We start from the raw sequence: 16,008 nt of genomic DNA, 5'->3' as shown, positions 1-16,008 counted from the left end.
GCCCCGACATGAAACACCTGCCCAGCCTGCGCGACTATCTCGACGCGCTGGCCGACATCGACGACCTGCACGTCATCGACGAGGAAGTGGACGCCGAGCTGGAAATCGGTGCGATCGCCCGCCACACCACCGAACACGGCGGCCCGGCACAGCTGTTGTCCCGCATCCGGGGACACCGGCCGGGCTTCCGGGTCCTGGCCGCCCCCGCGGCCCTCAGCAGCCGTCCCGGGTCGCCGTACGCACGGGCCGCGCTGTCGCTCGGACGGGGCGCCGACACCCCGCCGCTCGCGCTGATGGACGGGCTGGTCGCCGCCCAGGCGGCGGCCCCCGTGCCGCCGGTCGTCGTCCCTTCGGGGAAATGCCAGGAGAACGTCCTCCTCGGCGAGGACGCCGACCTGACCAGGTTCCCGTTCCCCTTCCTGCACCAGGGTGACGGCGGCCGCTACGCCAACACCATCGGCACGTTCGTCCTGCGCAGCCCGGACCGCCGGTGGACCAACTGGGGCATCGCGCGGGCCATGCTGCACGATGCGCACCGGATGGCCACCTTCACGGGCTCGCCGCAGCACATCGGCGTCATCGACGACTTGTGGCGGGAGCGCGGCGAGCGCACGCCCTTCGCGCTCGTCCTGGGCGCCGAGCCCGCGGTGTCGTTCGTCTCGGCCATGTCGCTGCCCGAGGAGACCGACGAAGCGGCCTTCCTGGGCGCCTACTTCGGCAAGCCCCTGGAGCTCGTACGGTGCAAGACCGTCGACCTTGAGGTGCCTGCCAGTGCCGAGATCGTCATCGAGGGCTACATCGACCACGACGACCGGATCCCCGAGGGTCCGATGGGGGAAATGGCGGGGTACATACCGGAGGCCCACTCCTGGCTGCTGCCCGCGTACCACGTCACCGCCATCACCCACCGCAACGACCCGATCATGCCGGTGGTGTGCGCGGGCAAGCCCGTCGACGAGGACCACACCCTCATCGGGCTGACCCACTCGGCCCGCTGGACCCACTACCTGCGCGAGGCGGGCATTCCCGTCGCCGCGGCGTGGATGATCCCGGAGACCGCCGTCCACGTGCTGGCCGTCACGGTCGACGCCGACTGGCGCGAGACCACGTCGTTCACCTCGTCACAGGAGTTGTCCCGGGCCATCGGCGAGGCCTGCAACGCCTTTCCGCACGGCGGGTGGTGGATCACCCGGATCATGGTGCTCGACCACGACCTGGACCCGACCGACCTGCGGGACGTGCTCTGGGGGTTCGCCACCCGCTCCCACCCCTCGGACGGCATCCACGTCGTGCGCGACACGGCCATCATGCATCTGATGGTCTGCTACACCGACGAGGAACGCGCCGCGGGCACCGGCCCGACCGTGGTCTTCGACTGCATCGGCGATCCCTCCCTGCGCAGCACGGCCTTCGCCGACAACTATCCGCAGGACGTGCAGCAGCGCGCCCTCGCGCTCATCGCCGGCGGCCTGCCGCCGGCGGCGGGCATCGCCTGACGGACGGCCCCCGTCCATACGTCTCCGCCCCGGCCGGGCAGTGTGCCGACCGGGGCAAAGACGTGTGCGGGCGCGCGGGCGGTCGCCGGACCGCCGCGGGGTCAGGCCAGGGTCGCCAGGGCCTGGTTGAAGGTCGCGGACGGGCGCATGACGGCCGCGGCCTTGGCCGGGTCGGGCTGGTAGTAGCCGCCGATGTCGGCCGGCTTGCCCTGGACGGCGATCAGCTCGTCGACGATCGTCTGCTCCTGCGCGGTCAGCGTCTCGGCGAGCGGGGCGAAGGCCTTGGCCAGGTCCGCGTCGTCGGTCTGCTGGGCCAGCTCCTGCGCCCAGTACAGGGACAGGAAGAAGTGGCTGCCGCGGTTGTCGATGCCGCCGACGCGGCGGGTCGGGGACTTGTCCTCGTTGAGGAAGGTCGCCGTCGCGCGGTCGAGGGTGTCGGCGAGGACCTGGGCGCGGGCGTTGCCCGTGGTCTGCGCGAGGTGCTCGAAGCTGGCCGCGAGCGCGAAGAACTCGCCCAGGCTGTCCCAGCGCAGGTAGTTCTCCTTGACCAGCTGCTGGACGTGCTTCGGCGCGGAGCCGCCGGCGCCGGTCTCGAAGAGGCCGCCGCCCGCCATCAGCGGGACGACCGACAGCATCTTGGCGCTGGTGCCCAGCTCCAGGATCGGGAAGAGGTCGGTCAGGTAGTCGCGCAGCACGTTGCCGGTGACGGAGATGGTGTTCTCGCCGCGGCGGATGCGCTCCACGGAGAGCTTGGTCGCCTCGACCGGGGCCAGGATGCGGATGTCCAGGCCGTCGGTGTCGTGCTCCGGCAGGTACTGCTTGACCTTCTCGATGAGCACGGCGTCGTGCGCACGGGTCTCGTCCAGCCAGAACACGGCCGGGTCGCCGGTGGCGCGGGCGCGGGTGACGGCCAGCTTCACCCAGTCCTTGACCGGCGCGTCCTTGGTCTGGCAGGCGCGGAAGATGTCACCGGCCGAGACGGTCTGCTCCAGGACGACGTTGCCGGCCTGGTCGACGAGGCGGACGGTGCCCGTGGTGGCGATCTCGAAGGTCTTGTCGTGGCTGCCGTACTCCTCGGCCTTCTGCGCCATCAGACCGACGTTCGGGACCGAGCCCATCGTCGACGGGTCGAAGGCGCCGTTGGCGCGGCAGTCGTCGAGGACGGCCTGGTAGACGCCGGAGTAGCTGCTGTCCGGCAGGACCGCGAGGGTGTCGTGCTCCTGGCCGTCCGGGCCCCACATGTGGCCGGAGGTGCGGATCATGGCCGGCATGGAGGCGTCGACGATGACGTCCGAGGGGACGTGCAGGTTGGTGATGCCCTTGTCGGAGTCGACCATCGCCAGCTCCGGGCCCTCGGCGAGCTCGGCGTCGAAGGAGGCCTTGATCTCGGCGCCCTCGGGCAGGGCCTCCAGGCCCTTGTAGATGCCGCCGAGACCGTCGTTCGGGGTCAGGCCGGCCTTGGCGAGCGTCTCACCGTACTGCGCGAACGTCTTGGGGAAGAAGGCGCGCACGACGTGGCCGAAGACGATCGGGTCGGAGACCTTCATCATCGTGGCCTTGAGGTGCACGGAGAACAGCACGCCCTCGGCCTTGGCACGGGCGACCTGGGCGGTCAGGAACTCGCGCAGCGCGGCGACGCGCATGACGGAGGCGTCGACGACCTCGCCCGCGAGGACCGGCACGGACTCGCGCAGGACCGTGGTGGAGCCGTCGTCGCCGACCAGCTCGATGCGCAGGGCACCGGCCTCGGAGATCACGGCGGACTTCTCGGTGGAGCGGAAGTCGTTCTCGCCCATGGTCGCCACGTTCGTCTTGGACTCGGGGGTCCAGGCGCCCATGCGGTGCGGGTGGGTCTTGGCGTAGTTCTTGACCGACGCGGGGGCGCGGCGGTCGGAGTTGCCCTCGCGCAGGACCGGGTTGACGGCGGAGCCCTTGATCTTGTCGTAGCGGGCGCGGATCTCGCGCTCCTCGTCGGTCTTCGGGTCGTCCGGGTAGTCCGGCAGCGCGTAGCCCTGGCCCTGCAGCTCGGCGACCGCGGCCTTCAGCTGCGGGATCGAGGCCGAGACGTTCGGCAGCTTGATGATGTTCGCCTCGGGCGTCTTGGCGAGCTCGCCGAGCTCCGCGAGCGCGTCCGGGATGCGCTGGCCCTCTTCCAGGTACTCCGGGAAGACGGCGATGATGCGCCCGGCCAGCGAGATGTCACGGGTGTCCACAGTGACACCGGCCTGCGAGGCGTACGCCTGGACCACCGGCAGGAACGAATGCGTCGCCAGCGCAGGGGCCTCGTCAGTGTGCGTATAGATGATGGTCGAGTCAGTCACCGGGTGCTCCGCTCCACGTCTGCAACATTGCTCGACATCAAGATATCTCGTGACGGGCCACCTCTCGACAGGGGCCCGCCCCCACCGGCGTCAGGCGTCGACGGTCTCGGGCCGGCGGGGGCCGGGCACGGCCGGGGCGGCAGCGTCCAGGACGGGGTCGGGGTCGGGCAGGCCCGCCTCGTGGGCCCGGACACCGGCGCGTACCGCCCAGAAGTAGAAGCCCAGGGCCGACATCGCGACCAGGGCGATGTCGAAGCCGCCCGGGATCACGCCGTGGCCGCCGAATTCCTTGCTGCCCAGGGCGGACAGCAGGGCCGTCCAGAGCAGGAAGGCCACCATCCACCAGGCCGGGGCGAAGTGCCGGCGCAGGCTGCGCTCGCCGCGGCGGCGCAGCACGACGGCGGCGATGGGCACCGAGACCAGGGTGAGCAGGGCGACCTTGCCGGTGTTGGGCCACTTCGACCAGTACAGGGCGCAGGCCGCGAAGGCGAAGGTGAGCGGGCAGAGCACCCCGGCGGCGGGCAGCCGGAAGGGGCGGGGCAGGTGCGGCTTGGTGCGCCGGAAGACGCCGACGGCGATCGGGCCCATGAGGTAGGAGACAACCATGGCGGCGGAGACCACGCTGGCCAGGGCCTCCCAGCTGTGGCCGATGGTCACCAGCAGCAGCACGGAGAAGCCGAGGTTGAGCCACATGGCGGGGCGGGCGACGCCGTAGCGGGGGTGCACCTCGGCGATCTTCTTGGGGAAGAAGCCGGTCTCGGCGAGGTTCTGGGCCAGGTACGCGGAGGAGGCGACGTTGCCGATGTTGGCGCCGGAGGGGGAGATGAAGGCGCCGAACTGGAGCATGGTGACGACCCAGTGCAGCATCAGCAGCTTGGCGAGGTCGGCGAAGGGGGAGGCGAAGTCGACGCCGCTCCAGCCGCCGGCCTCGGCGAGCCGCTCCGGCGGTACGGAGCCGAGGAAGGCGATCTGCAGGGCGAGGTAGATGACCAGGCCGAGGGAGAGTGCGCCGACGAGGGCGAGCGGGATGGCGCGGCCGGGGTTCTTGGCGTTGCCGCCGAGGTTGACGACGGCCTGGAAGCCGTTGAAGGCGAAGACGACGCCCGAGGCGGTGACGGCGGTGAGCACGGCGGACCAGCCGTTGGGGGCGAAGCCGCCGTGCGCGGTGAAGTTGCCGGTGTGGAAGCCGGAGGCGATGAGCGCGCCGACGGCGAGGACGGGGATGGCGAACTTGACCAGGGTGAGCACGTTGTTGGCGCGCGCCAGCAGCGCCACGGACCAGTAGCAGGCCAGCCACAGGGCGACGGTGAGGACCAGGGCGGTCGCGATGCCGGTGCCGGTGAGGTGGCCGTCGGCGACCAGGCCCTTGGCCCAGCCGAAGTTCCAGGAGGCCATGTACTGGGTGCCGGCGATGGACTCGATGGGGATCAGGGAGGCGGTCGCGATCCACACCGCCCAGCCCGTGATGAAGCCGAGTACGGGGCCGTGCGAGATGGAGCCGAAGCGGGCCATGGCGCCGGGCAGCGGGTAGGCGGCGCCGACCTCCGCGTACGACATGGCGATCATGCCGATGAAGACGGCGCCGATCACCCAGGCGACCAGCGCGGCGGGGCCGGCGACCCGGGCCGCCTGGCCCGCCCCGAAGAGCCAGCCGGAGCCGAAGATGGACCCCAGGCCGATCATGATCAGGGCGAAAAGGCTGAGGCCCTTCCGATTGGCCGCGCTCACATCCACGGTGCGCTCTTCCGTTCTGCCTGGAGACAAGGACTGGAGCCCCTATGCACCTGTCCGGCCCTCCGGCTTCCGGCCCGCTGCCGTGGCATGCTCCGGCCACGTGCTGACGGACCGGGCGAAAAGCAACTGCCCGCACTGCGTACCGGCCTGATCGATTCGCCGATATCGGTCCCCGGGAGCGGACACCGGGGATGGCCGCGGACGCAATAGCGACGGCCGACATACTACGTCAACCAGCGGAAACGGCTCCAGTCGCGATCTTCGCCGCGCTCTCGGACATACCCCCCAGGGGTATCGAGAAAAGCTCCGGAACAGCTTGCTTCCCGATACGGGGTGGGGGTATACCTGAATCAGGCCGAGGTGATACCCCCCAGGGGTAAGAAGGAGCAGCCATGAGCACCACGACCCACAGCGTGACCGGCGCCGAGATCGAACTCGCCATCGGCGGCATGACCTGCGCCTCGTGTGCGGCGCGCATCGAAAAGAAGCTCAACCGCATGGACGGGGTCGAGGCGACCGTCAACTACGCCACGGAGAAGGCCAAGGTGGCCTTCCGCGAGGACGTGACGGTGGCCGACCTGATCGCGACCGTCGAGGCGACCGGTTACACGGCCGCTCCGCCCAAGCCCGCCCGCACCGAGGACGCGTCCGGCGGCGCCGACGCCGCATCCGACGAACTGCGGCCGTTGCGGCAGCGGTTGGTCACCGCGGTGACGCTCGCCGTGCCCGTGATCCTGCTGGCCATGGTGCCCGCCTGGCAGTTCGAGTACTGGCAGTGGCTCTCCCTGACCCTGACCGCGCCCGTCGTCACGTACGCCGCCTGGCCCTTCCACCGGGCCGCCTGGACCAACGCCCGGCACGGCGCCGCCACCATGGACACCCTGGTCTCGGTGGGGACGGGGGCCGCGTTCCTGTGGTCGCTGTGGGCGCTGTTCTTCGGCACCGCCGGCATGCCCGGCATGACCCACGCCTTCGAGCTGACCATAGCCCGCAGCGACGGCGCCGGGAACATCTACCTGGAGGCCGCCGCCGGAGTCACCGCGTTCATCCTGGCCGGGCGCTACTTCGAGGCCCGCTCCAAGCGGACGGCCGGTGCCGCGCTCAAGGCGCTGCTGGAGCTCGGCGCCAAGGAGGTCACCGTCCTGCGCGGTGGCCGCGAGGACCAGATCCGCACCGAGGACCTGGCGGTCGGCGACCGCTTCCTGGTCCGCCCCGGCGAGAAGATCGCCACCGACGGCACGGTCGTCGAAGGCTCCTCGGCCGTCGACGCCTCCATGCTGACCGGCGAGTCCGTGCCCGTCGAGGTCGGCGTCGGCGACGCGGTCACCGGTGCCACGCTCAACGCCGGTGGCCGGCTGGTCGTCGAGGCCACCCGCGTCGGCGCCGACACCCAACTGGCCCGGATGGCCAAGCTGGTGGAGGACGCGCAGAACGGCAAGGCCGCCGCCCAGCGCCTCGCCGACAAGATCTCGGCCGTCTTCGTGCCCGTCGTCATCGCCCTCGCGCTCGGCACCCTCGGCTTCTGGCTGGGCACCGGCGCGGGCATGACCTCCGCGTTCACCGCGGCCGTCGCCGTCCTGATCATTGCCTGCCCCTGCGCCCTCGGCCTCGCGACGCCGACCGCCCTCATGGTCGGCACCGGCCGCGGCGCACAGCTGGGCATCCTCATCAAGGGCCCCGAGGTCCTGGAGACCACCCGCAAGGTCGACACCATCGTCCTGGACAAGACCGGCACCGTCACCACCGGCCGGATGACCCTGCGCACCGTGCACACCGCCGACGGCGAGGACCCGGCCGAGGTGCTGCGGCTGGCCGGGGCCCTGGAGCACGCCTCCGAGCACCCGATCGCCCAGGCCGTCGCGAGCGGCGCGGCCGACAAGGTGGGCGCCCTGCCCACGCCCGAGGACTTCGCGAACATCCCCGGCCTCGGCGTGCAGGGCGTCGTCGACGGCCACGCCGTGATCGTCGGCCGCGAGAAGCTCCTCGCCATGGGGGCACCCCCGGGACCGGAGCTTGTCGGAGGTCCTTGGGGGAGGGCCATCCACCTGCCGGCCGGCCTGGAGCGGGCCAAGGCCGAGGCCGAGGCGGCGGGCCGCACCGCCATCGCGGTGGCCTGGGACGGCAAGGCACGCGCCATCCTGGAGGTCGCCGACGCGGTCAAGGAGACCAGCCCCGAAGCCGTCCGGCGGCTGCGCGCCCTGGGCCTGACCCCCATCCTGCTGACCGGTGACAACACGGCCGTCGCCCACTCCGTGGCCCGCGAGGTCGGCATCGACGAGGTGATCGCGGAGGTCATGCCGCAGGACAAGGTGGACGTCGTCAAGCGGCTGCAGGCCGAGGGCCGTTCGGTGGCCATGGTCGGGGACGGTGTCAACGACGCCGCCGCCCTCGCCCAGGCCGACCTCGGCCTCGCGATGGGCACCGGCACCGACGCAGCCATCGAAGCCGGCGACCTCACCCTCGTCCGGGGCGACCTGCGCGCCGCAGCCGACGCCATCCGGCTCTCCCGCAAGACACTCGGCACCATCAAGTCCAACCTCTTCTGGGCCTTCGCCTACAACGTCGCCGCCCTCCCCCTCGCCGCCAGCGGCCTCCTCAACCCCATGATCGCCGGGGCCGCGATGGCCTTCTCCTCCGTCTTCGTCGTCGGCAACAGCCTGCGCCTGCGCACCTTCCGCGCCGAGTCCTGACACCGTCTAGCCCCAAGACCGCCCAACGCGCGGGCCGGATCCCCGATCCGGCCCGCGCGTTCGCGCGTCTTCGCAGGGACCGACTTCATGATCTTCACCATGCTTGAGTCCCGCCACAGCGGGAAAGGGGTACGCACCGACCCCCGCGGCAGTTCCCGGTGCCGGGTGTGAAAGCTTCATCCTCCGCTGATGAACGGAGCACTTTCCGCCGTTCGCGGGCCCCCAGAGAATCAATGGCGAACGGGCACACGATATTCACGAGCATGACATTACGGGGGAGGAACGTCATGAACCACGTGTTTCGAAACGGAACCAGACTCACCGGTACCAATGCCCAGCCGCCCACTCGCACCGCCGGCCCGCGCCTGGTGATCGAGCACCTGGATGCGGCGCCGGAGCAGGGTTACGTTCCGTCTTGCGATCTTTCCCTTGTCTCCCTTCTCCCCGTCGGCGCGTTCGACGCCCATGGGCAGCTCGCGGCATGACCGGTCACGGGGGACAGGACGTGCGGTCGCCGGGATTGGATGCAAGCCTGCTGGTGGGCTTCAAGCGCCATCTGCGCCCGACCGTCGTACCGGGTGAAGCGGTCTATCTGGTGTCGCACCGGGGGGTGACGGCACTGCACGGGGAGCACGCCGGTGTACTGGTGCCCCTGCTGGACGGCACCCGGAGCGTGCAGGACGTTCTCAGTGCGGCCGCTCCCGCCCTCACCGCGCAGGAGGCCGAGGAGGCCCTGCGCACGCTGGACGAGGCCGGCCTGCTGCGCTTCGACCGTGCTGTGGCACCGTCGGCCTCGGACGCCGGGCGAAGCGTGCCCGTCGACCGTGCCGCCGAGGCCTATTGGGACCTCGCAGGCCTGGACGGAAGGCAGGCGGCGGCCGCGCTGGCGGCGGCCGCCGTCCGGATCGAGGCGCTGGGCGGGGTCGACGCCGAGCCGGTGCTCGCCGCATGCCGCGAGTGCGGCATACGCGTCGTGGACCAGGGCGAGGACGCGGACCTGACTCTGGTCCTGTGCGACGACTACCTGTCACCACAACTGCGTGACGTGGACGCCGCGCACCGCGCACAGGGCAAGGCATGGCTGCTCGCCAAGGTCGGCGGCGTCGACCCGTGGATCGGCCCGCTGTTCCGGCCGGACGAAGGCCCGTGCTGGTCCTGCCTGGCCGTCCGGTTGCGCGGCCACCGGCGCTCGGAGCGGCTGGTGGAACGCGCCCTCGGCCTCAGCGGGCCGGTCACCAAGCCGGCCACCGCCTTAGCGGTCGGCCGCTCGATGGCCGCGCAGTCCGCCGCGCTGGAGGCGGCCAAGTGGCTTGCGGGCATGCGGTATTCAGCACAGAGCGCAGTGCACACACTGGACACGCTCCTGCTGCAGGTCAGCGCCCACCCGGTCTCGCGGCTGCCGCAGTGCACCGCATGCGGTGACCCCGGACTGGTCGCCGGTCGCGTCCGCGCGCCCTTCGAGGTCCGTTCGCGGCCCAAGTCCCCTCAAGTCCTCGGCGGCCACCGGGCGCTGACCGCCGAGCAGACGCTGCAGCGGTACAGCCACCTCGTCGATCCGGTCACCGGCATCGTCAAGGAGATCCGGCGCTCGCCCCACAGCCCCGAGTTCGTCGAGACCTATGTCTCGGGACACAACCTGGCCGTCGCACCGCACACGCTGGCCGGACTGCGCGCCGGACTGCGCTCGCTGAGCGGCGGAAAGGGCCTGACGGAAACGGAGGCACGGACCGGAGCCCTGTGCGAGGCGGTGGAACGCTACAGCGGCACCCGGCACGGCGACGAGCCGGTGGTATGGGACACCTACCGCGGTCTGGGCACGGCGGCGCTGCACCCAAACTCCTGCCAGCTCTACCACGATCGGCAGTTCCGCGACCGAAAGCTGTGGAACGCCCGGGGGTCCCACTTCCAGTATGTCAGCGAGCCCTTCGACGAGACGAAGCCGGCGGAGTGGACTCCCGTGTGGTCCCTCACCGACAACAAACAGCGGCTGCTGCCGACGTCGATGCTCTACTACGCGAGCGCCGAGAGCCAACCGGACAGCCTCCGCGCGGACTCCAACGGCAACGCTGCCGGCAGCAGCCTTGAAGACGCCCTGGTGCAGGGGTTCCTGGAACTCGTCGAGCGGGACGCGGTCGCTCTGTGGTGGTACAACCGCACCTGGCAAGCCGCCGTCGACCTCGACTCGTTCGCCGATCCGTACATCGAGCGGCTTCGGGACGGCTACCGACGGCTGAATCGCGAACTCTGGGTGCTCGACCTCACCTCCGACTTCGGCATCCCTGTCTTGGCAGCGCTGTCCCGGCGCACCGACAAGAAGGCCGAGGACATCATCTTCGGCTTCGGCGCCCACTTCGACCCTCGGCTGGCCTTGCGCAGGGCGCTGACGGAAATGGGCCAGTTGCTGCCGGCGGTCCGCAACGTCCGCCCGGACGGGACGGGTTACGCGATCAGCGATCCGGAGCCCCTGCACTGGTGGAGCCGGGCGACCGTCGCGGGCCAGCCCTACCTGAAAGCCGACCCGGCGCAGTGCACGCGCACGCCGACGAGCTGGACCTATACGCCCCGCGCGGATCTGCGCGACGACGTCACCGCCATCACCCGGCTCGTCAGCGCTCATGGCATGGAACTGCTGGTGCTGAACCAGACCCGGCCGGATCTGGAACTTCCCGTCGTGAAGGTGATCGTGCCCGGGATGCGGCACTTCTGGGCCCGGCTGGCTCCGGGGCGGCTGTACGACGTGCCCGTCGCCCTCGGACGGCTTTCGGAGCCGACGCCCTACGAGGATCTCAACCCGATCCCTCTGTTCGTGTAGCGACCAACCTTCCTGCAGCCTGCACATACTTCCCTTATGCTGCCCCCACCGTGGGGAGCGTGTGACATAGGGGGGCGGCGGCGCAGGATGAAACCTCGCGATCAGTCCGAGGAAGCGATCCAGCCAGGGGGCGAAGCAGGAGGGGCCGACTGTCCAGAGGGCCCCGATCCCCTCGCCCCCCGGCTGGCCCGGGGCATCCTCATCGCCTCGCTGCTGTCCTTCGCAAGCATGACCTTGCTCAACCTGCTGGAAGAGCAGTTACCCGCGAGTGCGCTGTCTGTCGCCCTCATGGGGCTGGCCGTCATTTCCCTTCTTCAGTACATCCACTCCACGCCCGAAGCCCAACGGCGCCTGGGACGACGCAAGTACCTGACCCTGGGCGCACAGGCTGTGTTCACCTACCTGCCGTCAGCGGCCTACGGATACATGTGGGGAGGCATGACCGGCTTCCTCGCCGGCTCCGTTCTCCTGCTGCTGCCGCCGCGGCCGGCCTGGGCGCTCTACGGTGCAATAGGCGCCGAGATGTTCGCCGGCTCGCTGCTCAGCGGCTACACCTGGGAACAAAGCCTCTACTTCTGCCTGACACCGGTGCTCTGCGGCCTCGTCGTCTACGGCCTCTCGCTCCTCTCCCAGGTGATCCGTGAACTCCACGACACCCGCAGCGAACTCGCCCGCATGGCCGTGGCTCAGGAGCGCTTGCGCTTCGCCCGCGATCTGCACGACCTCCTCGGCTACAGCCTCTCCTCCATCACCCTCAAAAGCGAACTCATCCGACGCCTCATCCCCACCCAGCCCCAACAGGCCGTCGAAGAGGTCGCCGAAGTCCTGACCATTTCCCGCCAGTCCCTCGCCGACGTCCGCACCGTCGCCAGCGGCTACCGCGAGATGTCCCTGGAACAGGAAATCGCCTCGGCCCGGTCGGTACTGACCGCCGCCGAAGTCGACGTACGAGCCGAAGTGACGTTGCATCCGGTGAGTTCCGAGGTCGACACCGTGCTCGCGACCGTGCTGCGGGAAGCCGTCACCAATGTGCTGCGGCACAGCAGGGCCGACCGCTGTGTCATCACCGTGGCAAGGGCTGACCACGGCCGGGTCCGGCTGTCGGTGGTCAACGACGGCGCCGATCCCGCCCACCGGGACGCTTCCCTGGACAGCGGCAGCGGCCTGGGCAACCTGGCCGCACGGCTGCAGGCCGTCGGCGGCCGGCTGACCTTCCACCACACCGACAGCTGCACGTTCCGCCTCGAGGCCGAAGCCCCGGCGGAGCACACCGGCACAGCCGCCACGCGCACCGAGGAGTTCGCGACGTAAGGCTCTCGCCGTCTGAATCCGGACAGTTACCGGGCGTGCGGCCGGGAATCTTTCCTGTCCTGTACATATACCGCGCATATGCTGCTGCCGGTGCCACGAGGCACGTCATGAAGAAGGGGGCGGCACCGCAGGATGGACGTTCGCAAGCGGCCCGATAGCACCACCCGTCCGGGAGCCGGCGCAGGAGACAAGAACAGCCGCCCAGGCAGTCTCCGCCTGCTCGCGCCCAGGCTGGCCCGGGGCATTCTCATCGCGGTGTTGCTGAGTTACGTGCACATCATGACGCTCAATCTCCTGCGCAACGGTCTGCGAGGGGAGGTGCTGTACTTCTCTCTCGCCGGTGTCGCGGTGACCTCCGCAGTCCAGTTCGTCCATTCCACACCGAAGGCACGACTCCGACTGGGAGGACTCAAGTACCTGACCCTCGGCTTTCAGGCCGTGTTCACGTACCTGCCGATCGTTGTCCACGGACAGTGGTGGGGATCCATGGCCGGTTTCCTCGCCGGCTCGCTCCTCCTGCTCTTGCGGCCGCGGCCAGCCTGGGCGCTGTACGGGGCAGTGGGCGTCAGCATGTTCGTCATCCCGCTCCTCGGCGGCAACGCCTGGCAGAAGAGCTTCTACTACTGCCAGTCCTCTCTCCTCTGCGGCATCGTCGTCTACGGCCTCTCTCACCTCTCCCGCGTGATCCGTGAACTCCACGACACCCGGGACGAACTCGCCCGCACCGCCGTCAGCCAAGAACGCCTGCGCTTCGCCCGCGACCTGCACGACCTCCTCGGCTACAGCCTCTCCTCCATCACCCTCAAAAGCGAACTCATCCGACGCCTCATCCCCACCCAGCCCCAACAGGCCGTCGAAGAGGTCGCCGAAGTCCTGACCATTTCCCGCCAGTCCCTCGCCGACGTCCGCACCGTCGCCAGCGGCTACCGCGACATGTCCCTGGAACAGGAAATCGCCTCGGCCCGGTCGGTACTGACCGCCGCCGAAGTCGACGTACGGACCGAGTTCCGGCTGGGGGTCGTCAGCCGGCAGGTGGACACCGTCCTCGCGACGGTGCTGCGCGAGGCGATCACCAACCTCCTGCGGCACAGCAGGGCCTCGCGCTGTTCCATCATCGTGAGCCGGGACCACAGCGCCCGCGTCCGGCTGACGGTGCTCAACGACGGCGCCTGCCCCACCCACCGTGATGCGTCCCCGGACAGCGGCAGCGGGCTGGGCAACCTGGCCGCACGGCTGCAGGCCGTCGGCGGCCGGCTGACCTTCGTCCGTACCGACAATGGCATGTTCCGGTTGGTGGCCGAGGCACCCGCGGAGCAGACCGCCGAACCGGCAACGGCTGCCAAGGAGTTGGCGACCGGGGGGCTCGGCGCGTAGGCCTCCGCCACTCTCCGCATCCCTCTCGCGACCGCGTGATCAAGCATTGGTAAGATCCACGTCCCCCCACAGAACTCCCGCACGCACCCCCACACCCGACCCGCAGACGGCTAAAGATGAGGGCAGCTCGGTGATACGGATACTTCTGGCCGAGGACATGAACATGGTCCGCGGAGCGTTGGTGGCGCTACTCAATCTCGAGCAGGACATCGAGGTCGTGTGCGAACTGGAGCGCGGCGACGAGATCGTGGACGCGGCGCTCAGCCACCGGCCCGATGTGGCGATCATCGATATCGACCTGCCGGGGCTGGACGGGCTCAGCGCCGCCGCCGAGCTGCGGGACCGGATGCCGGAGTGCCGGACGCTGATGCTCACCAACCTCGGTCGCCCCGGCACCCTGCGCCGGGCCCTGGCCGCCAATGTGTCCGGCTATCTCCTCAAGGACGCGCCGCCGGACGAACTGGCCACCGCCATCCGCCGGGTGGCCGCCGGCCAGCGGTCCATCGATCCGAAGCTCGCCCTGGCCGCATGGGGCGGCACCGAGAGCCCGCTGACGACCCGGGAGACCGAGGTGCTGCGGCTCGCCGCGGAGGGCGCGGAGGCCACGGAGATCGCCTCCCGGCTCCACCTGTCGGCCGGCACCGTGCGCAATTACCTCACCACGATCGTCACCAAACTCAGCGCCCGCAACCGGGTCGACGCGATACGGATCGCACGGGAGTCGGGCTGGCTGCTCTGAGGCGAGCCCGGTGCTCCCCCTCGCCTCACGCCCGGACCGTACGGCACTCGTCCGCACCCGCCGGAGCCACCATCCCCGCGGCGGCCAGATAGGCCAGGATCCCCTCGGTCACCTCCGGCGGCAGCGGCAGTTCGGCTAACGCCACGTCCGGAGTGACGGACCAAGCCAGCATTCCGACCACCCAGAAGGCTTCCGGCCGGTGCAGCACCACTTGGTGCGGGGACTTGGAACACTCCAGGGCGAAACCGGCTTCCCGGGCCGTCAGCGAGATGTCCCGCGGCAGCCGTACGGGAAGCCGCGGGGGCAGGGGTTCCGGCGCGAACGATGCCTGCGGGGAAGCCGGCGAGACCGACAGCAGCGGTCCCCTGAGGTCGTCGACGCTGAGCGTGCGGACCACCAGATGCGATAACCGGCTCACCACGTGCATCAGCACCAGACAGGTCTCGGCGTCGTCCGGCTTCGCCTCGGCGTTCGCCAGCAGGACCGGGCCGAGCTCCATCCGGCGCAGCGCCTCGCGGACCACCGGGGCGGGGCGGTCGATCCGCTCCGCCCCCCAACGGCCTTTCAGCAGGATCGCGTTGCCGTTATCTCCGTGTTCGACGACCACGTCTTCGCACAGTGACCACAGGTGCAGCACTCGGTGTCCGGTGCTTATCGACATGGCCCCTCTTCCTCTGGCACTGGGACGTGGTCGAGTATGCGACCCTCGTCGTCCCGATGACATCCACTCAGTCATGCACCGGGTATGAAAATGTCATATCGCCGACCACTCGTTCGGACGCCGCCGGGGCCTGCCGGGAGTCACAGCACGGATTCGAGCCGCCTGTCGTCTTCGTGTCGGGTGTTGTCGTGTCGGGTGCTGAGCGCCGCCACGGCATGGGCGGCGGAGGCCAGTGTCACGTGCCGGTGCCAGCCACTGAACGAACGCCCCGCGAAATCCCGCATCCCCACCCGATCCGCTATCTCCAGGAAATCCCGGTCCACCCGCTGCACCAACGTACTCAACCGCACCAACGCAGCAGGCGGCACATTCAACAAATCCGTCAACCACAACTCCTGCGGCCAACGACGCCCGTTCTCCCCCACCCCCAACAACAACAACTCCCGCCCCCGCACCACACGCCCACCACCCGAACCCCGCACCGGCAACCCCACCCGCACCGCCGCCGACAACGACGTCCGCACCACCCGCGCAGGACCATGATCACGCCACAACACCGGCCGCCGCATATCCCGCGCAGCCCCCATGATCTGATGCGCAGGCAACGACTCCCCACCCCGCCCCGGCAACGACGACTCCGCCACCGACAACCGCAAAGAACTGCTCACCCGCGCCAACACCGGCACACCCGCCGCCCGCAACCGCAACACCGCCGACAGCGCATCCCCATCCTGCGCATCCAAAACCACCGGCCGCACCGGCACCCCCCACCCCCGCATCATCCCCGCATACGCCTGCACCCCGCACTCCCCCAACGACTCCACCGGAACCGACGCCGGAATACACGCCTGCGCACGCCGCAACTCATCC

General features: G+C 70.0%; 10 protein-coding genes and 1 pseudogene. 7 read left to right on the top strand and 4 right to left on the bottom strand.

Features of this window, described 5'->3' with window-relative positions; genetic code table 11:
- The first annotated feature begins 8 nt into the window (after positions 1 to 8).
- Entirely contained in the window at positions 9 to 1,496 is a 1,488-nt protein-coding gene (locus FHS39_RS10660) for a UbiD family decarboxylase (protein WP_184348899.1), read from the top strand.
- 101 nt (positions 1,497 to 1,597) lie between these two features.
- Here FHS39_RS10660 and FHS39_RS10655 read toward each other — a convergent pair whose 3' ends face one another.
- Positions 1,598 to 3,817, bottom strand: a complete 2,220-nt coding sequence (locus FHS39_RS10655) for an NADP-dependent isocitrate dehydrogenase (RefSeq protein WP_184348897.1) — start codon at positions 3,815 to 3,817, stop codon at positions 1,598 to 1,600.
- Positions 3,818 to 3,907: 90 nt separating this feature from the next.
- Positions 3,908 to 5,551, bottom strand: coding sequence for an amino acid permease (locus FHS39_RS10650; RefSeq protein ID WP_184348895.1), 1,644 nt, complete (start codon positions 5,549 to 5,551; stop codon positions 3,908 to 3,910).
- A 392-nt stretch (positions 5,552 to 5,943) separates the two neighbouring features.
- Between FHS39_RS10650 and FHS39_RS10645 the strand changes: the two genes are divergently transcribed.
- From FHS39_RS10645 to FHS39_RS10620, 6 genes are all read left to right on the top strand, one after another.
- Entirely contained in the window at positions 5,944 to 8,241 is a 2,298-nt protein-coding gene (locus tag FHS39_RS10645; RefSeq protein ID WP_184348893.1) for a heavy metal translocating P-type ATPase, read from the top strand.
- A gap of 287 nt (positions 8,242 to 8,528) precedes the next feature.
- Positions 8,529 to 8,726, top strand: coding sequence for a hypothetical protein (locus FHS39_RS10640; protein WP_184348891.1), 198 nt, complete (start codon positions 8,529 to 8,531; stop codon positions 8,724 to 8,726).
- Positions 8,723 to 11,053, top strand: a complete 2,331-nt coding sequence (locus FHS39_RS10635) for a TOMM precursor leader peptide-binding protein (RefSeq protein WP_184348889.1) — start codon at positions 8,723 to 8,725, stop codon at positions 11,051 to 11,053. The genes FHS39_RS10640 and FHS39_RS10635 overlap by 4 nt, the downstream gene beginning before the upstream one ends.
- 228 nt (positions 11,054 to 11,281) lie before the next feature.
- Positions 11,282 to 12,364 carry a sensor histidine kinase gene (locus FHS39_RS10630; RefSeq protein ID WP_246470128.1) on the top strand — a complete coding sequence of 361 codons (1,083 nt, stop codon included), beginning with the start codon at positions 11,282 to 11,284 and terminating at the stop codon, positions 12,362 to 12,364.
- A gap of 279 nt (positions 12,365 to 12,643) precedes the next feature.
- Complete coding sequence (locus tag FHS39_RS10625; protein WP_184348887.1) at positions 12,644 to 13,738, top strand: sensor histidine kinase; 1,095 nt, start codon at positions 12,644 to 12,646, stop codon at positions 13,736 to 13,738.
- A gap of 130 nt (positions 13,739 to 13,868) precedes the next feature.
- The gene (locus FHS39_RS10620; protein ID WP_184348885.1) at positions 13,869 to 14,477 is read left to right on the top strand and encodes a response regulator; all 609 of its coding nucleotides are present in this window, start codon (positions 13,869 to 13,871) and stop codon (positions 14,475 to 14,477) included.
- A 25-nt stretch (positions 14,478 to 14,502) separates the two neighbouring features.
- Here FHS39_RS10620 and FHS39_RS10615 read toward each other — a convergent pair whose 3' ends face one another.
- Both FHS39_RS10615 and FHS39_RS10610 read right to left on the bottom strand, forming a co-directional pair.
- On the bottom strand, positions 14,503 to 15,138 hold the full coding sequence (locus tag FHS39_RS10615) for an NADH oxidase (RefSeq protein ID WP_184348883.1): 636 nt from the start codon (positions 15,136 to 15,138) through the stop codon (positions 14,503 to 14,505).
- 140 nt (positions 15,139 to 15,278) lie between these two features.
- Positions 15,279 to 16,008, bottom strand: a pseudogene (locus FHS39_RS10610) (IS701 family transposase); the annotation flags it as partial.

The sequence above is a fragment of the Streptomyces olivoverticillatus genome, from assembly GCF_014203555.1.
GTDB classification, from domain to species: domain Bacteria; phylum Actinomycetota; class Actinomycetes; order Streptomycetales; family Streptomycetaceae; genus Streptomyces; species Streptomyces olivoverticillatus.
The sequence above is the reverse complement of the archived record's forward strand: the minus strand, read 5'-3'. Positions and strand labels throughout refer to the sequence as shown.